Origin of the sequence: Cellulomonas chengniuliangii (genome assembly GCF_024508335.1) — a bacterium.
GTDB lineage: Bacteria > Actinomycetota > Actinomycetes > Actinomycetales > Cellulomonadaceae > Cellulomonas_A > Cellulomonas_A chengniuliangii.
Genome location: NZ_CP101988.1, coordinates 263014 through 280742, shown reverse-complemented (window position 1 = coordinate 280742; position 17729 = coordinate 263014). Strand labels below are relative to the sequence as shown.

The 17729-nt window shown below is 72.4% G+C and carries 18 protein-coding genes, 1 tRNA gene, 1 pseudogene and 2 riboswitches; of the genes and pseudogenes, 9 read left to right on the top strand and 11 right to left on the bottom strand.

The genetic code is table 11. The annotated features are described in order from the left end of the window. The first annotated feature begins 11 nt into the window (after positions 1–11). Positions 12–785 carry an LLM class F420-dependent oxidoreductase gene (locus tag NP064_RS01315; protein ID WP_227568314.1) on the top strand — a complete coding sequence of 258 codons (774 nt, stop codon included), beginning with the start codon at positions 12–14 and terminating at the stop codon, positions 783–785. Here the strand turns inward: NP064_RS01315 and NP064_RS01310 are convergent. Continuing rightward, entirely contained in the window at positions 782–1525 is a 744-nt protein-coding gene (locus NP064_RS01310) for an SDR family NAD(P)-dependent oxidoreductase (RefSeq protein WP_227568315.1), read from the bottom strand. The genes NP064_RS01315 and NP064_RS01310 overlap by 4 nt on opposite strands. A gap of 129 nt (positions 1526–1654) precedes the next feature. Between NP064_RS01310 and NP064_RS01305 the strand changes: the two genes are divergently transcribed. Continuing rightward, complete coding sequence (locus NP064_RS01305) at positions 1655–2305, top strand: pentapeptide repeat-containing protein (protein WP_227568316.1); 651 nt, start codon at positions 1655–1657, stop codon at positions 2303–2305. Positions 2306–2317: 12 nt separating this feature from the next. Here NP064_RS01305 and NP064_RS01300 read toward each other — a convergent pair whose 3' ends face one another. Further along, positions 2318–2719 carry a VOC family protein gene (locus NP064_RS01300; protein ID WP_227568317.1) on the bottom strand — a complete coding sequence of 134 codons (402 nt, stop codon included), beginning with the start codon at positions 2717–2719 and terminating at the stop codon, positions 2318–2320. Between the two features lie 114 nt (positions 2720–2833). Between NP064_RS01300 and NP064_RS01295 the strand changes: the two genes are divergently transcribed. Then, positions 2834–3139, top strand: coding sequence for a hypothetical protein (locus NP064_RS01295; RefSeq protein WP_227568318.1), 306 nt, complete (start codon positions 2834–2836; stop codon positions 3137–3139). Between the two features lie 36 nt (positions 3140–3175). Here the strand turns inward: NP064_RS01295 and NP064_RS01290 are convergent, their stop codons facing one another. Then, positions 3176–4585: an aminotransferase class V-fold PLP-dependent enzyme gene (locus tag NP064_RS01290; protein ID WP_227568319.1), complete on the bottom strand. Its 1410-nt coding sequence runs from the start codon at positions 4583–4585 to the stop codon at positions 3176–3178. 41 nt (positions 4586–4626) lie between these two features. Further along, a riboswitch (SAM riboswitch) is annotated at positions 4627–4740 on the bottom strand. Between the two features lie 118 nt (positions 4741–4858). Beyond that, positions 4859–4961, top strand: a riboswitch (SAM riboswitch). Between the two features lie 4 nt (positions 4962–4965). On the opposite strand from NP064_RS01290, the pseudogene NP064_RS01285 reads away from it, so the two are divergent. From NP064_RS01285 to NP064_RS01275, 3 genes and pseudogenes are all read left to right on the top strand, one after another. After that, positions 4966–5166: pseudogene (locus NP064_RS01285) on the top strand (DUF1737 domain-containing protein); the annotation flags it as partial. A 29-nt stretch (positions 5167–5195) separates the two neighbouring features. After that, entirely contained in the window at positions 5196–5624 is a 429-nt protein-coding gene (locus tag NP064_RS01280; protein WP_227568494.1) for a rhodanese-like domain-containing protein, read from the top strand. Further along, on the top strand, positions 5621–6922 hold the full coding sequence (locus NP064_RS01275; RefSeq protein WP_227568320.1) for an O-succinylhomoserine sulfhydrylase: 1302 nt from the start codon (positions 5621–5623) through the stop codon (positions 6920–6922). The genes NP064_RS01280 and NP064_RS01275 overlap by 4 nt, the downstream gene beginning before the upstream one ends. On the opposite strand, the gene NP064_RS01270 is transcribed toward NP064_RS01275, so the two are convergent. Further along, positions 6906–7403, bottom strand: coding sequence for a hypothetical protein (locus tag NP064_RS01270; RefSeq protein WP_227568321.1), 498 nt, complete (start codon positions 7401–7403; stop codon positions 6906–6908). The genes NP064_RS01275 and NP064_RS01270 overlap by 17 nt on opposite strands. A gap of 227 nt (positions 7404–7630) precedes the next feature. Between NP064_RS01270 and NP064_RS01265 the strand changes: the two genes are divergently transcribed. Further along, positions 7631–7704: transfer RNA gene (locus NP064_RS01265), tRNA-Met, on the top strand. Positions 7705–7816: 112 nt separating this feature from the next. On the opposite strand, the gene NP064_RS01260 is transcribed toward NP064_RS01265, so the two are convergent. The 4 genes from NP064_RS01260 to NP064_RS01245 all read right to left on the bottom strand — a co-directional run bounded on the left by NP064_RS01260 (position 7817) and on the right by NP064_RS01245 (position 12314). Continuing rightward, entirely contained in the window at positions 7817–8395 is a 579-nt protein-coding gene (locus tag NP064_RS01260; protein WP_227568322.1) for a small multidrug efflux protein, read from the bottom strand. A 77-nt stretch (positions 8396–8472) separates the two neighbouring features. Next, the gene (locus NP064_RS01255) at positions 8473–9255 is read right to left on the bottom strand and encodes a MerR family transcriptional regulator (protein WP_227568323.1); all 783 of its coding nucleotides are present in this window, start codon (positions 9253–9255) and stop codon (positions 8473–8475) included. A gap of 136 nt (positions 9256–9391) precedes the next feature. After that, on the bottom strand, positions 9392–10228 hold the full coding sequence (locus NP064_RS01250) for an NYN domain-containing protein (protein ID WP_227568324.1): 837 nt from the start codon (positions 10226–10228) through the stop codon (positions 9392–9394). 112 nt (positions 10229–10340) lie between these two features. Beyond that, positions 10341–12314, bottom strand: a complete 1974-nt coding sequence (locus tag NP064_RS01245) for a right-handed parallel beta-helix repeat-containing protein (protein WP_227568325.1) — start codon at positions 12312–12314, stop codon at positions 10341–10343. A 124-nt stretch (positions 12315–12438) separates the two neighbouring features. Here NP064_RS01245 and NP064_RS01240 point away from each other — a divergent pair, with 124 nt between their 5' ends. Together NP064_RS01240 and NP064_RS01235 are read left to right on the top strand one after the other, a co-directional pair. Then, positions 12439–13221, top strand: coding sequence for an IclR family transcriptional regulator (locus tag NP064_RS01240; protein WP_227568326.1), 783 nt, complete (start codon positions 12439–12441; stop codon positions 13219–13221). Between the two features lie 84 nt (positions 13222–13305). After that, on the top strand, positions 13306–15018 hold the full coding sequence (locus NP064_RS01235) for an IlvD/Edd family dehydratase (RefSeq protein ID WP_227568327.1): 1713 nt from the start codon (positions 13306–13308) through the stop codon (positions 15016–15018). Positions 15019–15071: 53 nt separating this feature from the next. On the opposite strand, the gene NP064_RS01230 is transcribed toward NP064_RS01235, so the two are convergent. The 3 genes from NP064_RS01230 to NP064_RS01220 form a co-directional block, all read right to left on the bottom strand. Then, positions 15072–15908 (bottom strand): HpcH/HpaI aldolase family protein, encoded by an 837-nt coding sequence (locus tag NP064_RS01230; RefSeq protein WP_227568328.1) that lies wholly within the window; start codon positions 15906–15908, stop codon positions 15072–15074. A gap of 88 nt (positions 15909–15996) precedes the next feature. Beyond that, entirely contained in the window at positions 15997–16725 is a 729-nt protein-coding gene (locus tag NP064_RS01225) for an MBL fold metallo-hydrolase (protein ID WP_227568329.1), read from the bottom strand. Positions 16726–16855: 130 nt separating this feature from the next. Then, positions 16856–17728 carry a DUF1684 domain-containing protein gene (locus NP064_RS01220; protein WP_227568330.1) on the bottom strand — a complete coding sequence of 291 codons (873 nt, stop codon included), beginning with the start codon at positions 17726–17728 and terminating at the stop codon, positions 16856–16858. Between the last annotated feature and the right edge of the window lies 1 nt (position 17729).

The following is a 17729-nucleotide window of genomic DNA, read 5'->3' as shown; positions in this document are numbered from 1 at the left end:
AGGATCTGCCCATGACCAAGCCCGTGCGCATCGGAGTCCAGCTCCAGCCGCAGCATGCCGACTACCCTCAGATCCGCGACGCGGTCCGCCGCGCCGAGGACATCGGCGTCGACGTCATCTTCAACTGGGACCACTTCTTCCCGCTGTACGGCGACCCGGACGGCAAGCACTTCGAGTGCTGGACGATGCTCGGGGCGTGGGCGGAGCAGACCAGCCGGGTGCAGATCGGCGCGCTGGTCACCTGCAACTCCTACCGGAACCCCGACCTGCTGGCCGACATGGCGCGGACCGTCGACCACATCTCCGGCGGCCGCCTGATCCTGGGCATCGGCGCCGGGTGGTTCGAGCGGGACTACGACGAGTTCGGGTACGAGTTCGGCACAGCCGGCTCGCGCATCGCGGCGCTCGGGGAGGCGCTGCCGCGGATCAAGGCCCGGTGGGCGGCGTCCAACCCGCTGCCCACCCGGGACATCCCGATCCTCATCGGCGGGGGCGGGGAGCGGAAGACGCTGCGGATCGTCGCCGAGCACGCCGACGTGTGGCACAGCTTCGGCGACGTGGAGACGCTGCGGCGCAAGAGCGCGATCCTCGACCAGCACGGCGCGGACGTCGGGCGGGACGCCAGCCAGATCGAGCGCTCGGTCGCGGTCAGCGCACCCCCGGCCGAGGTGGCCGACGCCCTGGTCGACGCCGGGGTGACCCTGTTCACGGTGTCGGCCAGCGGACCGGACTACGACTTGTCGCTCGTCGAGCAGTGGGTGGCCTGGCGCGACTCCCGCGCCTAGCCCGCCTCAGGGTCGAGCCCGAGCACGGATCGGCCGCCGTCCACCGGCAGCACGGCGCCGGTGATGTGCCGGGCGTGCTCGGACAGCAGGAACTCGACGGCGTCCGCGACGTCGCCCGGCTGCCCGATCCCGCCCAGCGGGTGGAGGGCCGCCATGTGCGCGTCCACGTCCGGGTGGGCCGCCCGGTACTGCTCGTATCGGGCCGTGATGATCGAGCCCAGCGCCACGGCGTTCGCGCGGATCCCGTCAGGCCCGTGGTCGACCGCCACTGCGCGGGTCAGGCCTTCGAGGGCGGCCTTCGCCGTCGCGTACGGCAGCGCGCCGCGCACCGCCCGCTGCGCTTGGTGGGAGGACACGTTCACGATGGCGCCGGGCCGCCGGTGGCGCAGCAGGTGGTTCACCGCGACGTGGCAGCCCACCACCGCCAGGCGCAGGTTCGCGGTGATCATGCCCAGCACGTCGGCGGCCCCGGCGCCCGCGAGGGTCGTGTCATGGAAGACGGCAGCGTTGTTGACCCAGCCAGTCAGCGGGGCGTGGGACTCGGCCTGCTGCGCCGCCGCGAGCGCCGTGGCGGGGTCCCCGGCGTCCCCCTCGACGACGTGCACCCGCTCGAGGTCCCACGCCGGGCCGCGTGCCGGGTCGAGGACCACCACGTGGGCGGTGCGCGCGAGCCGCGCGGCGATTTCGCGCCCGATGCCGCTGCCGGCGCCGGTGACGACGTAGGAGACGACCGGTCCCATCACTCGCCCTCCCACGACCGCGTACGGGCCCACCACGGCCCAGGTTCCACCGCGACACACCAGCGCACAACCGGATGGGGCGCTGCGAGCGCGCCGTGACCGCGGACGGCGTGGTGGCAGGCTCTGGGGATGAGCCGCCGTCCCCAGACCCTCGCCGCACCCCGCCTGTCCCTGCCCGCGCTGGCCCCGTTCGAGGGGCGCCTCGAGGACGAGGGCGATTACGAGGCGCTCGCGTTCGACGGGCTGGACCTCACCGGCCAGGACCTGCGGCACGCCCGGTTCATGGACTGCGCGTGGACCGGGTGCCGGCTGGACGGCGCCAACCTGGGGCACGGGCAGGTCGCGGAGAGCACGCTGACCGACGTGCACGCGGGCAGCCTCGACGCGGCGACGTCCATCTGGCGTGACGTCGAGCTCCGGGACTGCCGGCTCGGCGCGGTCACCGCGTACGCCTCGACGTTCACGCGGGTGCTGGTGCGCGGCGGGAAGATCGACTACGTGAACCTGCGGGACGCGGCGCTGACGGACGTGCGGTTCGACGGCTGCGTGATCGGCGAGCTCGACCTCGGCGGCGCGAAGGTCACGCGGATGGCGTTCGACTCGTGCCGCGTCGGGCGCATCGACCTGACCCGCTCGACGCTGTCGAGCGTGGACCTGCGCGGCGCGGACCTGTCCGGGCTGCACGGAATCGAAGGGCTCGCTGGCGCGACCATCAGCGAGGAGCAGCTCGTCGACCTGGCGCCGGCGATGGCGGCCCACCTCCGGATCGTCGTCGCGTGAGCGGCCCGCGCGTCAGCCGCCCACCGCCGCGGCGCTGACCAGCCCGAGCGCGTTGCCCTCGGTGTCACGGACGAAGGCCCGCCACTCGTGGCCGCCGCCCTTCCCGTGGGCCGGATCGGCGACCTCGCAGACGACGGTGGGCTCCGCCTCGACGACGATTCCCTCCGCACGAAGCTCCTCGACGCGCCTGCGGACGTCGTCGACAGGCAGGCAGACGAGGCCGCTCACCGCCTCCCGGTCCAGGAGCAGGCGGGTGCGCGCCTGATCCACCACGAACAGTGCAAGCCCGGACGGGCCGAAGACCGCGTCCGCCCGCTGGCCCAGGAGGCGCTGGTAGAACCGCACCGCCCGCTGCAGGTCGACGACTCGTAGCGCCACCTGGACACCGACATCATTGTCCGTTTTGTCCCCCATTCCCGGGACACTATCCCCTCACCCACGGGCGACGGTAGAGCGCTGCGGACGTGGTCAGGCGCCTAGTTCCGACGGGTACTCTCGGCCCTCCAGATCAACGCAGGGAGCACCACCATGGCCCAGTCCGCCGGCGCGTCAAGCCAGCCCGAGCCCCCCGCCTCACCGCTGTACGCCCCACCGGTGCTGCGCAACCCCCGCGCCCGCGCTGGGCTCATCCTCGGCGCCGTCAGCATCCTGGTGAACCCGGTGCTGCTGTGCTCGATCGCCGCGATCGTCGTGTCCGGGCTCGGGCTGCAGCGGGCCGGCCAGATGACCCAGTTCGGGTACGCGCCGGTTGGGCGCAAGCAGGCGATCGGGGGCCTGGTGCTAGGCGCCGTCGGCCTCATCGCGTCGATCACCCTCAAGGGCGGGATGCTCTAGCGGGGATCGTCACGCGACCCCCGGCCACCCCAGACATCAGTCGACCGCGGGACCGCAGGCCTGCGCGGCCGTGGCGGTGAGCGAGTCCAGGCCCTGCACGGCCAGCAGCGGACGGGTGTCGTCGACCACCGTCCAGCACCCGTCGACCACCTCGTAGCGGGCCCGCGGCCCAGCCTTCAGGTAGGCCGCCAGCCCAGCGATCAACCGGTCCACAGCCTCCCCGGGCGTCCCGACGCCCACCGAGGCGCGGATGGCCCCGCTGCTGGCGCCTAGGCGCGAGAGCAGCGGGTGGGCGCAGAACCGCCCGTCCCGCACCCCGATGCCGTACTCGGCCGCCAGGAACGCGGCGACAAGCCCGGGGTCGTGCCCCGCCACCGTGAACGTCACGACGCCCACCGGGTCGTGGGAGTCCGGCCAGATCCGCACGACCTCAACGCCGTCGAGCGTCTCGAGCCCTTCGACGAGCCGGGCGCGCAGCACCTCCTCGTGGGCGGCGAGGGCGCCATCGGGCAGGGCCGCGAGCGCGTCGCACGCCTCGGCGAGGGCGACCGCGCCGATGACGTTGGGCGACCCGGCCTCATGGCGGGCGGGCGCCGGCTGCCAGAGCGTGCGATCGGTCCGGACGTCGCGCACCGCGCCTCCCCCTGCGAGGTACGGCGTGCCGACGTCCAGCCAGTCGCGCCGCCCGACCAGCACACCGGCGCCGAACGGCGCGTACGCCTTGTGGCCCGAGAACGCCAGGTAGTCGACGCCGCTGTCCTCCAGGGAGAACCGGCGGTGCGGGATGAGCTGGGCGCCATCCACGGCCACCCGGGCGCCCGCTGCGTGGGCGATCCGCACGACGTCGCCGATCGGCAGCGCCTCGCCCGTGACGTTGGACGCGCCGGTCACCGTGACCAGGGCGTACGGGCGGGCGGCGAGCTCGACGGCGATGGCGTCCAGGGTGCCGGCGACGGTGTCGGCGATGGCCAGCACCGTCGCGTCCAGGCCCAGCCCGTGCGTCCAGGGCAGCAGGTTGGCGTGGTGCTCCACGTCCAGGACGAGCACCCGGCCGGGCGTCCCGTCCGGCGCCGCGGGCACCACCCCGGCCAGGAGGTTCAGCGAGTCGGTGGTGTTGCGCGTGATGATCGTGACGTCGTCCTCACGGGCGCCCACGAACCGGGCCACTGCCTGGCGCGACGCCTCGTACAGCGCCGTGGACACCTGCGAGAGATACCCGGCCCCGCGGTGCACCGACGCGTAGAGCGGCAGCACCTCGGCCACCCGCGTGGCGACGCGCTCCAGCGCGGGGGCGCTCGCGGCGTAGTCGAGGTTGGCGTAGGTGCGGGAGGTGCCGTCGACGAGCGGCACCTGGGTGGCGGCCCCCGCGACCGCGAGCAGCGGCAGGTGCTCGGTCGAGGCGGCCTCGTCCAGGCACGAGATGGACTCGGTGGCGAGAGACTTCATGACACTCCTCCGACAACTGTGGGGGGGAGCTGTCGAGCCAACCCCCGCGCTTGTCGTGCACGACAAGCGCACGACCTGGTCGTCACCCGGGGCACCCCACCGCGGAGGAGGGTTGCCGGCCAGCAAGCCGGGGCTGTGCGCTGGCACTCATGACCTGATCTCCAAGATAAGCACGCGGTCCCGCACCGGTGCCATCAGGCGCGACGATCGTCTCGGATCGTGAGCCGCTTGTCCGGCACCTGGAATGAAACCCGGCTACGGCGTACTCTCGCAGGACCATCCAGAGCGGCCGAGAGATCTGGCTCGATGACGCCGCAGCAACCCGCGCGCACCCCCCGGTGCCGGTCGAGGGTGCTACCGCCAGGACCGATGGAGGCGACATGACCACACCCGAAACCGTCCCCGGCACGACCGGTGACAAGCCCGCACGCCACCGCTACCGGCTGCTCACCGGGCCGGACGACAGCACCTTCTGCGAGCGGGTGAGCGCGGCGCTGGCCGAGGGGTACGTGCTGCACGGCTCCCCCGCCGCCACGTTCGACGGCGAGCGTGTCATCGTCGCGCAGGCCGTTGTGCTCCCCACGCCCCAGCAGCCCGAGACGAGGCTCGTATGAGCGCCCACGAGTACGCCGGAGACCTGACCCCTCGCGAGGCGTGGGACCTGCTAGCCGCCGACGAGCACGCCGTGCTGGTGGACGTGCGCACCGACGCCGAGTGGCGATTCGTGGGCGTCCCCGACGTCAGCCCGCTCGGCCAGGGCGTCGCCTTCATCGAGTGGTCCCGCTACCCCAGCGGGCAGGTCAACCCCGACTTCCTGGACGAGCTGGCCCGCACCGGGCTGACCCCCGGCGACGGCCGGCCGGTGCTGTTCCTGTGCCGCTCGGGCGCCCGGTCCATCGGCGCCGCGACAGCCGCCACCGCGGCCGGGTACGGCCCCGCGTACAACGTGCTCGAGGGCTTCGAGGGCGGGCTCGACGAGCACGGGCACCGCGGCATCGAGGGCTGGCGCGCCGCCGGCCTGCCGTGGCGGCAGCCATGAGCGCCTCCGCTCCGGGCGACGAGCCGCGCGACGAACCGGGCGCCGGCCGCCGGCGCGTCCCCGGCCCGGGCGACTGGGACGCCCGCACCGTCTCCCGCGACACCCTGCGCCCCGACACGCTCGCGGTGCGCGGCGGGCTCGTGCGCTCGCAGTTCAACGAGACGTCCGAGGCGCTGTACCTCACCCAGGGGTACGTGTACGAGCGCGCCGCCGACGCCGAGGCCGCCTTCGCCGGAGAGTCCGACCGGTTCCTGTACTCCCGGTACGGCAACCCCACCGTCTCCACGTTCGAGGAGCGGCTGCGCCTGATCGACGGCGCCGAGGCCGCCTACGCCACGGCGTCCGGCATGTCCGCGGTGTTCACCTCGCTCGCCGCACTGGTCGGATCCGGATCGCGGATCGTGGCCGCGCGCGCCCTGTTCGGCAACACCGTGACGATCTTCGATGAGCTGTTCGCCCGCTGGGGCGTGCGCACCGACTACGTGGACGGCCACGTGCTGTCGCAGTGGGAGGAGGCGCTGTCGACCCCCGCGGACGTGGTGTTCTTCGAGACGCCGTCCAACCCCATGCAGGACCTCGTCGACATCGCCGCCGTCACGCGGCTGGCCCACGCCGCCGGGGCCACCGTCGTGGTGGACAACGTGTTCGCGACGCCGGTGTTCTCCCGCCCGCTCGACCTGGGCGCCGATGTCGTCGTGTATTCCGCGACCAAGCACATCGACGGGCAGGGCCGTGTGCTGGGCGGCGCGATCCTCGGCTCGGACGAGTACATCCACGGGCCGGTGCAGACCCTGATCCGCAACACCGGGCCGTCGCTGAGCCCGTTCAACGCGTGGGTGCTGCTCAAGGGCCTGGAGACGATGTCGCTGCGGGTGCGCCACCAGGCCGCCTCCGCGCTGCAGGTCGCCACCTGGCTCGAGCAGCAGCCCGGCATTGCGCAGGTCCGCTACCCGTTCCTGCCGTCCCACCCGCAGCACGCGCTCGCGCTCCAGCAGCAGACCGGCGGCGGCACCGTCGTCACCCTGAACCTCGCCGTGCCGGAGGGCGCCACGCCCGACGTCGCCAAGAAGCTCACCTTCGGGGTGCTCGACTCGCTGCGCATCGTCGACATCTCCAACAACCTCGGCGACGCGAAGTCCCTGGTCACGCACCCCGCCACGACCACGCACCGCAAGCTCGGCCCCGCAGGCCGCGCCAAGGTCGGCATCGCGGAGTCCACGGTGCGGCTGTCCATCGGGCTCGAGGACCCGCTGGACCTCATCGACGACCTGGCGCAGGCCCTCAGCCAGCTCGGCTGACGGCCGCCAGCAGACCCGCCGAGCCCGCCAGCGGGATGACGTAGGCGCCGTCCGCGCCGACCTCCTGCGCGAGCCGCGCCGCCGCCGCGTGCACCTGGTCGGCCGTCGTCACCACCCGGGTGGCCGCGGCCGGCCACACGACGCCCGCCATCGCGTCGAGGCACGCGAGCTGGGCCGACTTGGCCCGGGCGGCGGCGTCGTCGGCGACGACCACCACCTCGACGTCCAGCAGCACCGCGACGTCCCCGCGGCTCCGGCCCACGGCGGCGACCTCGTCCTCGACCTCGGCGACGAGGGCGGCCACCGCGGCCCGATCGGGGGCGTCGGCGGAGAAGCCCACCCGCACCACGTCCGCGCGGGCGGCGGCGAGCAGCGTGACGGCGTCCGAGCCGGTGTCGCCGCGGAACACCACGGGCGCACGCCCGTCCGGAGCCATGGCGGGGGTGGCGTGCAGGGGGCGGGCGAGCGTGGCTGTCGTCACGAGCTTGTCCTCAGTGGGCGTCGTGCGGGTGCGCTGCCGGGGCCGAGAGGCCGCTCAGGCGCGCGAGGTCGTCAGCTCAGCGACAACACTTCCGCAAGGACACCCGGCGATCCTACCCAGAGGTGACGACGTTGCGGCACCCCCTCCCCCGGACGGCGCAGCGGCGCCCTTCAGAGCGGGGTCGTGGACCGCGCCGCCCCGAACATGACGTAGATTGATCCCACCGACGCGGGGTGGAGCAGCTCGGTAGCTCGCTGGGCTCATAACCCAGAGGTCGCAGGTTCAAATCCTGCCCCCGCTACTCAGAAGACGAAGGCCCGGACCTACTGGTCCGGGCCTTCGTCTGTGTACAAGGAGCCGCATGTGGGGGACCGCCGCCGTACTCGGACGCCCCCGGTCCTCCTGCCATCCGCTCAGGCCCCGACGAGGTAGGTGAGCGCGGCCCAGATCGACACGGTGGAGATGGTCGTCCACAGGACGATCGCCACCGCCTGCCACAGCAGCACCCACGCGCGGGACGTCCCCCCGGCGACCAGGATCGCGGAGGTGAGCTGCGTCGGGATGGCGAAGGGCCCGAGGATGCTGGCTCCGGGGACGCCGAAGCGGACGATCCAGGTGTTGAGGCGTTGACGGCCCTTGGACAGCGGCTTGGCCGGCGCCGTCTCCTCGAAGGCTGACTCCGCCTCTGGGTGTCCCGCGGGCGCTGCTGCGCCCACTGTCGCTCCGACGCGGACCCGGTTGCGGGTCACGACGGCCGTGCGGGCCCGGGACGTGAGGAGCACCACGAGCAGCACGCTGATGAAGTTGCCGGCTGCGGCGACGACACCGGCGACCACGGGATTGAGGCCGCCGAGGAGGCCGATCAAGGCCGCGACCTCGCCCTCCACGAACGGAACGGCTCCGGCGAGCATCACGATGAAGGGCTGGAAGATCTCGGGCACCTGGGCCACGAGCTCCTGGAACTTGCTGATGATCTCCTGCAACGGGGTCATGTCTGGCTCCTGTCGGGTCACGAGATCGAGCGGTTCTCGATCTCGGCCCGAGTAGAAGCTGTGTTCTCAGAACAGGGTCAAGCGGAGCCGGGGGACGGTGTCTCGTCGGCGTCTCCGCCCGCCGCGATCTCCGCCTGCGCGAGCTCATGCGCGAGGATCCCGGCGCGTGACAGGACGTCGCGCTGAGCCGGGTTGTACAGCTCCGTCAGTGCAGCGATGAACGTCTGCTGCGTCACGTGCTCGTCCTTCGAGAGGTGCTGTGCGGGGTCGTTCAGCCACGGGTAGTCGACGAGGTGCCGCGCGATGCCGGGCGCGATCAGCTCGGCGAGCTGCTGCCGTGTCTCCTCATCCGCGTCCTCCGGGAGCGTGGCAATCTCGCCCCCGACGTCGCCGCCCTCGACGTCGACCTCGATCATGCGCCGCAGATCCACCAACGCCGTCTCGTCCCAGAGCTGGGTGTAGATGTGGACGATCGACTGGTCTGCCTCCGACAGGTGCGACGCGACGGGCGCGAACCCCGCGGGCGCGTCTGCCGGGGCGTCGTCGCGCAGGATCGCCCCGATGTCGGCCCGGGCCTGCTCCAGGCGCTCGATCCTCGCCGCGAGCTCGGCGTCCAGCTCCCGCAACGCCTCTGGCGTGCTCGTCGCGCCCGCGCCCGCCTCGCCGACCTGCGCGAGTGGCAGCCCCAGGTCGGCGAGGCGCCGGATCCTCAGCAGGCGCACCAGGTGCGGCACGCCGTACTGCTTGTACCCGTTGTACCTGCGGTCGGGCTCGTCGAGGAGCCCGCGCCGGTGGTAATGCCGGATCGTGTTCACCGTCGTCCCCGCCAGGTCGGCGAGCTCACGCGTGCTCCACGCCATGGATCGCTCCTCACGTGCCTGCGGCGCCAGGGACTCGAACCTCGCACGCAGGTCGCGAGCGAGAACGGGGCAGGGATTGAGCAGGTCTGAACGTACCGCTCGACGCGGCGCTCGTCACCAGACGAGGTCCGAAGTCTCAAGTACGAGAGTTGGTGACTCGGACTCTGAGCTGCCCGACATGCGGGGCATCTTTGAGGGCGCGCACTTCGAGCCCGGGAACATGACGTGCGAGCGAGCCGAGCTTCGCGTGCCCGTAGGCGCGTGCGTCGAAGGTGGGATCCGTATTGACGATGTAGTTCCCCACCGTGGAGAGATAGGCCCACCCGTCGTCGTCTGCGGAGGCGAGGATGGCTGACCGCAGCAGCGGGAGTGCTCGGGCAGGGTCAAGTCGAGGTTGCTCAGTGATCGTCGTCGACGCAGGCGGGCCTTCACGCGTGGCGCGGTCCGCGCGCACAGGGGCGGCCGCCGAGTCCTGTGGCAGCAACTCGGCGTCGTTGGGGAGCAAGTCAAGGTAGGTGAACCGGTCACAGGCGTTGGTGAAGGCGTCGGGGGTGTGGCGGGCGCCGATCCCGTAGACGCGCCGACCGGACTCGCGCAGGCGGACGGCCAGGCGGGTGAAGTCGCTGTCGCTCGAGACGATGCAGAAGACCGTGATGTTGTCCGCGTAGAGCAGATCCATCGCGTCGATGATCAGCGCGGAGTCGGTCGCGTTCTTGCCGGCGACATAGGCGAACTGCTGCACCGGCTGGACGGCGTACCGGGTGAGCTCGCCCCTCCACCCCTGAAGCTGGAGCCGGGTCCAATCGCCGTATCCCCGCTTGACGCTGAGCGTCCCATGGCGAGCCGTCTCCGCGAGGATGGCCCTGGCATGGTCACGGGAGATGTTGTCGCAGTCGATCAGCACGGCGACGTGCTCCATGGTGGGCCCCTTGCTCGAGCTCGTGCTGGTCAGCGGCGCTGATGAGGGTGCCACAGGGGGAAGTCTCCCGGGGGCGATCCGGCGGTTTTTCCGCAGGTCGTGCTCCAAGCCTCACCAGGAACCGCAGCCAGCGGGTCACCGACGACCCTCACCACACCCGCGTGCCTCACCACACCCGCGTGCGCGCCCGCCCTGAGGGGAGGGAGGCCAGCGGCCCCGCCGCGTAGGAGCCGCCAGCGGCTTTGGCGGCTCCGACAAGGTCGAGGCCCATGATCGCCACACTGCCGTCGCGCTCCTCGAACTCGGCGTCGACGAAGCGGACCCGCTCCAGGTCGTGCCCGGTGACCAGGTCGAGGCGCGTGGAGTCGAACGCGACGGGGAGGTCGGTCTCCAGGTAGCAGGCGTCGCCCTCGTCGACGATGGCCACTCGGATGTCGCCCTCGGTCAGCACGAGCGCCCCGGGCTCGTCTGCGGCCGGCTCGGCGCCGGCGGCGAAGACGTTGTCGCGCAGGTAGACGGGCTGTCGCACTCCGGTGAAACGGCCGTGGTCTCCGCGCGCTGGGTCGGAGACGAGGTCCAGGTACTCGGCCAAGGAGCCGGGGAACCCGGTGTACCCGACCGTGCCGTGCAGGGGGACCTGCTCGGGCCGGGAGGTGGGGCCGTAGGCGTCCTGCGGGTCCCCGCCCAAGAAGAGGTTGCCGATGTGGCGGTCGTCCCCGCCGACGATCGCGGCGTACCCGGCGACGTGGGTGCTGTGCGGCAGGTGGTACGGGGTGGGCCGCTCGACCACGGACTCGAGCGAGACCGTGCCGCACACCAGGTTGTGCACGAAGGCGCCGCCCTGGCTGAAGATCTCGAGCGAGGCGGGCGAGGCGAAGACGTTGTGCTCGACGAGGTAAGGGCCGTGGGAGACCTCGACGAACAGGTCGCGGTTGTTGCGGTACAGGAGGTTGCGCGACACGCGGGTGCCCTGCGTCTGCCAGTCGAGCCAGATCCCCAGGGTGCAGTCGTGGATGCGGTTGTGCCGGATCTCGACGTCGATCGCGGCGTGCAGCTTGATGCCGGCGATCTCGTGGCCGTAGAACTCCCGCTTCACGGCGATGTGGTGGATGTGGTTGTCCTCGATGGTGGAGAACACCGCGCCCAGGTGCCCCACGATGCCGTTCTGCCCGCAGTCGTAGATGGTGTTACGGCGGACGATGTGCGAGCCGATGCGCTCGCGGTCCCAGCCGATCTGGCGGGCCGCGAACACGGACTCGAGCTGGTACTGGTACCCAGGCTTGTCCTGCCGCTCCGTCGAGTAGTTGTGGCCGGTGGAGCCCTCCTTGCCGAGGCTGATGCCCGAGCACTTGGCGTCGTGGATGACGTTGTCCTCGATGATCCAGCCCTTCGCCCAGTTCGGTCCGATGAGGCCGGGCTGATCGGCGGTGGGCGGTGTCCACGGGCACGCGGCCTGCGCCAGCTCGAACCCGCGGACGGTGATGAAGTCCACGTGGTGCTCGCTGGGCGAGAACACCGAGCGGCGGACGTTGACCTCCACGAGCTCGACGTTGGGGTCGGCCCCCTGGAAGTTGGCCCAGAGGGTGGTCTGGTCCTCCCCGACCTCGGCGTGCCAGACGTACCGGGTCTGCTCGGGGTCGTGGATCGGGCTGGTCGCGCCCGTCCACTCGTCGACCGCCGTGGTGCGCAGCGGGGGGTCGATCAGGTCACGGCGATCGTGGACCTCGTAGAAGCTCTTGCCGTTGAGGTAGACGTCGCCCAGGTGCTTGCGCGGCGCCCCCGCCGGATACACCACCCAGTCGCCGTCGACCTCCTCGGCGAACGGGTTGAACTCGCCGAACAGGGACTGCGGGATCGTCACGTGCCACACGTCCCCGCCCTGGTGCTCCCAGCCGGTGACCCGCTCCGAGCCCTTGATCACCACGTGCTCGCCGTCCGCGGCCTCGTAGGTGATGCGCCGGCGGTCGCTGATCCCACCGCGCTGCGGCCTCACCCACTCCCGGTACTCCCCCGCGTGGACGACCACCCGGTCGCCGGGCAGCGCCAGGGCGGCAGCCCGGTTGATGGTCCGCAGGGGCGCTGCGGCGGACCCGTCGGAGGCGTCCGAGCCGGTGGTCGCGACGTGGAGCGTGGGTGCCATCGGTGGTCGCCTTCCGCATGTGTCCCGCGCCGGTGCGAGAACCTGGAGTGCGATTCAACTTATCAGAACGCCATTCCAGGTTGATCGGGGCGTTCCACTTGTCGGAAGGACCTACAGTCGCGATATGAGCGACACGCCCGAGCCCGACGTCCCCGCCGAACGCCTGGTCGGATCCGACCGCGTGCTCGCCGTGCTGATCGAGCTCGCAGGCCGCCCCCAGGGCGCCAGCCTGGAGGACCTCGCCCGCGCGGTCTCCAGCCCGAAGTCGACCGTCCACCGCGCCCTCGCGTCGCTGACTCGCGCCGGGCTCGCCGCGAAGTCCGGCGTGGGGCGCTACGTGCTGGGCGACGAGTTCCTGCGGCTGGCCTTCGCCCACCACGAGGCGCGCCCTGACCACCAGCGCGTGCTGCCCGCCCTGGTCGCCCTCGCGGAGCGCTTCGGCGAGACGGCGCACTATGCGGTGCTGGACGGGACCGAGGTCGTCTACCGCTCCAAGATCGACCCGCCATCAGGCGCCGTGCGCATCACCTCGACGATCGGCGGGCGCAACCCGGCGCACTGCACGGCCGTGGGCAAGCTGCTGCTCGCGGACCGGCTCCCGGATGACGCCGCCGTTGTCGCGTGGGCCCGCGAGCACGGGCTCGAGCGGCGCACCGACCGGACCATCACGGACCCCGACGCCTTCGCGGCCGAGCTGGCGCGTGTGCGGCGCCGCGGCTACGCGGTCGACGACCAGGAGAACGAGATGGGCATCAACTGCCTCGCTGTCCCGGCGGGAATCCCGGCGGCCCGCGGGGCCGAGGGCGCGATCAGCCTCTCGGCCCTCGCCTACCGGATGCCGCTGGACGCCCTGGAGGACGCGGCGGGCCAGATCACGGCGCTGGTGGCCGAGGCGATCGACGGCTGACAGGGCCCCTGGGGGCCCGACGCCCCCTGAGCTACGCTGGCCGTATTCCATGGGTTGGTATGCCATTCAGATGATCGGAAAGCAATGAGCTTGCGCAGCGACGCGTGGTACTCCGGTGACGACCGCAACGCCTACATGCACCGCGCCTGGATGCGGCGAGGCGTGCCGGGCTCGGCATTCGAGGGCAGGCCACAGATCGCCATCGCCAACACCGCCTCCGACCTCACCCCCTGCAACTCGCACCTGACCGAGGTCGCCGCCTCCGTCCGCAACGGCATCTACGAGGCCGGCGGGATCCCCCTCGAGCTGCCGGTGGTCTCCCTCGGAGAGACGCAGGTGCGCCCCACCGCCATGCTCTGGCGGAACATGGCCGCGATGTCCACCGAGGAGATGCTCCGCGCCAACCCGATCGACGGCGTGGTGCTCCTGGGCGGGTGCGACAAGACCATCCCGTCGCTGCTCATGGCAGCCGCCTCGGTCGACCTGCCCGCCGTGGTGGTGCCCGGCGGGCCGATGCTCACCGGCACCTTCCGCGGGACCCCGCTGGGCTGCGGCACCGACGTGTGGCGCCTGTCCGAGGAGGTCCGGGCCGGCACCCTGTCGCAGGAGGACTTCCTCCGTTCGGAGTCCGCGACCATCCGCAGCAAGGGCCACTGCAACACCATGGGCACCGCGTCCACGATGGGCCTGCTCGCGGAGGCTCTCGGCACGGTGCTGCCCGGCACCGCGGGGACCCCGGCCCCCGACAGCCGCCTGCTCGAGGCCGCGCACGACACCGGGCGGCTCGCGGTCGAGATGGTCGCGGCGGGCCGGCGCCCCAGCGACGTCCTCACCCGGGCGTCGTTCCACAACGCGATCGTGGCGCTGGCGGCGATCGGCGGCTCGACCAACGCCGTGGTGCACCTGCTCGCGATCGCCGGGCGGCTGGGCATCGACCTCACCCTGGACGACGTCGACAGGATCGGGTCCCGGGTGCCGCTGCTCGTGGACCTGCTGCCCGCAGGCAGATTCCTGATGGACGACCTGCACCGCGCCGGCGGCCTCCTCGCCGTGCTCCGCGAGGTGCGCGACCTGCTCGACCCCACCGCGATCACGGTGACCGGCAAGCCCTTGGTCGAGTACCTCGACAGCGCCCAGATCTGGGACCCCGAGGTCATCCGCACCCGCGAGGCGCCCCTGCTTCCCGAGGGCGGCATCGCGGTGCTGCGCGGCAACCTGGCCCCGCGAGGGGCGGTCATCAAGCCGGCGGCCGCCTCACCGCACCTGCTGCGGCACCGCGGGCGGGCCGTCGTGTTCGACAGCATCGAGGACTTCCACGCCCGCGTCGACGACCCCGGCCTGGACGTCGACGCCAACTCCGTCATGGTGCTCCGCGGCTGCGGGCCCAAGGGGTACCCGGGCATGCCCGAGGTCTCCAACATGCCCCTGCCGAAGAAGCTCCTCGAGGCGGGCGTGCGGGACGTCGTGCGGGTGTGCGACGGCCGCATGAGCGGCACGGCGTACGGGACCGTCGTGCTGCACGTCGCCCCGGAGGCCGCCGCCGGTGGGCCACTCGCCCTCGTGCGCGACGGCGACTGGATCGAGCTCGACGTCCCGGGGCGCCGGCTCAGCATCGACATCCCCGACGACGAGCTCGCGGCCCGGGAGCCCAGCGCCGTGGCGGCGGCGTCCTACGCCGCGCCCTCCCGCGGCTGGGAGAAGCTCTACGTGGACCACGTGCTGCAGGCGGACACCGGCGCGGACCTCGACTTCCTGGTCGGGTCCAGCGGCGACCAGGTCTCGCGGGAGTCGCACTGACCTCGGCGCCGGCACGGGCGGGTGACCGCCCTGGCGGGTGAGACCGTCCGCGGTCAGTAGGGCTTCCGGGCCGCTCCCTGGGCACGCGGGACCTCCACGCCCTGGACGTGCGCCCACGCCTGCGCGGCGGCCTCCTGCAGCAGCCCGGTGTCGTGCGCCACCGTGAGCATGGTCGCGCCGCGAGCCGCCCAGTCGCGGGCCATCTCCGCGTCCGTGCAGTGCAGGCCGGCCGGGATGCCCGCCGCGCGGCAGGCGTCGATGATCCGCTGCAGCAGCTCGGCGATCTCCGGCGTGTCCCGGTAGGTGCCGCGGCCGAACCCGCAGGCGAGGGCCAGGTCGTTCGGGCCGATGTAGACCCCGTCCACGCCGGGGACGGAGACGATCTCCTCGAGCGCCTCGAGCCCGCCGAGGGTCTCGACCATCACCAGGCACAGCACGGCGGCATCCTGCATCGCGGGCGGCAGCGCGCCGTCCGGGCGCACATACCCCCACATCGGGCCCCAGCTCCGGCCGCCCACCGGCGGGAACCGGCACGCCGAGGCCGCCGCTCTCGCCTCGTCCGCGCTGCCCACCATCGGCACCACCACGCCCACGGCGCCCGAGTCGAGGGCGCGCATGATCCCGGCCGGCTCGTTCCACGGCACCCGCACCAGGGGGACGCGCGAGCCGCCGCGCATCGCCTGGATCATCCCGGGCAGCTCGCTGAACGTCGCGGCCCCGTGCTGGAGGTCGACGACGGTGTAGTCGAACGGGGAGCGGGCCAGGAGCTCGGCGACGCTCAGGTCGGGGATCGAGCTCCACAGGCCGTAGGCGGCCTCGCCGCGCGCCCACAGCCCGCGGAGGTGGTCACCGCTGCGCTGAACCGGGTTGCCCTCGATAGCCACGAACACCACTCCCGCCTGTGCCGATACGTTGAATCGGGTTCCGATAATTGCACAGGTGGTGTCGCGAGTGTCGGTCAGTCGCCGTCGATGCCCGTCATCGCCCGTCGGCGGTGTCACGGGCGCGGCGCGCGTCAGCCTGCACCGCGGCCAGGTCTCCACGCCAGGGGGCTCCATGGCCGGGGAGCACCCAGGTGGCGTCGACCCCCGCGAGCCGGCCGAGCGACTCGAGGGCACGCTCCGGGTCATCGGTGAACGGCGCGGGCTGGATGCCGGTGCGCCCCGTCAGCACGTGGCGGGTGGTGAGCGCGTCGCCGACGAAGACCGCGTCGGCGACGGGCACGTGCACGGCGATGCTGCCCGGCGAGTGCCCCGGCATGCCGATGACCACGGGCTGCCCGGGCAGCGGGAGCACGTCGCCGTCCCGCACCTCGACGACCTCGGTGAGGTAGGTGGTGCGCATGCCGCCCTTGCGCGCGGCGTAGGCCATGAACCGGAGGGTGGGCCCGAGCCGTGTGCGCCCCATCGACACCTTGGGCTTGTCGCCGCCCCGGGCGCGATCGGCGTCGTCGACGTGCACGTAGACGGGCACGCCGTGGTCGCGGCGCAGCCGCTCGGCGAATCCGAGGTGGTCGGTGTCGCCGTGGGTCAGGACGACTCCGCGCACGTCGTCGACGGTGCGGCCCATCGCGGCGAGCTCCGCGAGCAGCTCCGGCCAGTGCCCGGAGAGCGCGGCGTCGACGACCGTGACGCCGTCGTCGGTGACGACCAGGTAGGCCGCCACGATGTCGTTCCCGATGCGGTGGAGATGCGGGCCGAGCTTCATCAGCTTCTCCTTCAGACGTGGTGACCTGGCTAAGGTAATTAGCTTTTTGGCTAACGTCAATAGCCTGTGCGGCGTGCGGCTTCCATCACACCCTCCCCGACGTGCCCGCACCCGGCCGCCGCCCTCCACGTCACACGTCAGCGCGGGCCGGGCCCCACTTCTCCCCCGCCTCGACCGCCACCGTGAGGGTGTTCTCCGCAGGCGCCACCGGGCAGGTCGCGAACTGCGTCAGGCCGCACGGCAGGTTCGCCGCCCGGTTGAAGTCGAGGTTGACGATTCCGTCCTCCGCGATCGGGCCCAAGGCCAGGGTGCGGGCGCCCGGGTAGGTGGTCACCCCGCTGGTCGCGTCCCGGAACAACACCTTGGCGCCAGGGCCGTCGGAGAACACCACGAGCGCCTGCTCGATGCCCCCCAGCGTGAACGACACGGTGCCGATGGCCTGATGGTGGTGCTCGAGGCCGTCCACCACGGCGCCGGTCGTCACGGTCTGCGGCGCGTCGAAGCGCTCGATCCGACCCTGGGCGACCCACGCCGGGTCGGGGGCGAAGGTGGGGATGCCGGTGAACGCCGCGAGCTGCGGGGCCTTCGGGTCATGCACCCGGACGATGTCGTGGCCGGTGCGGCGCGCGACCTCGAGCAGCAGGTCGCCGGCCCGGACCGAAAGCCCGGAGGCGCCCTCCACGGGAGTGAGCTCGGCGGCGCCGTCCACGGCCGACCCGTCGGGCAGCGTGATGCCGTCTGCTGTGGCGGCCTCGATGCGCACCGTCCCGTCGACGCTCGACCAGCGGCCGGGGACACCGTCCAACGTCGCGGGCTCCTGGGCGAGCCAGTGCAGGGCCGTGATGGCGACCCAGCCGTGCGGGTCCCGGCACTTCGCCTCACGGGCGGCGTGCCAGGCCTCCCACTCGGCGACGAACACGGCGGGGTCGGTGTCGGTGGCGGCGGGGTCGGTGTCGGTGGCGGCGGGGTCGGTGTCGGTGGCGTGGTCGGTCGTGGCGGTCATG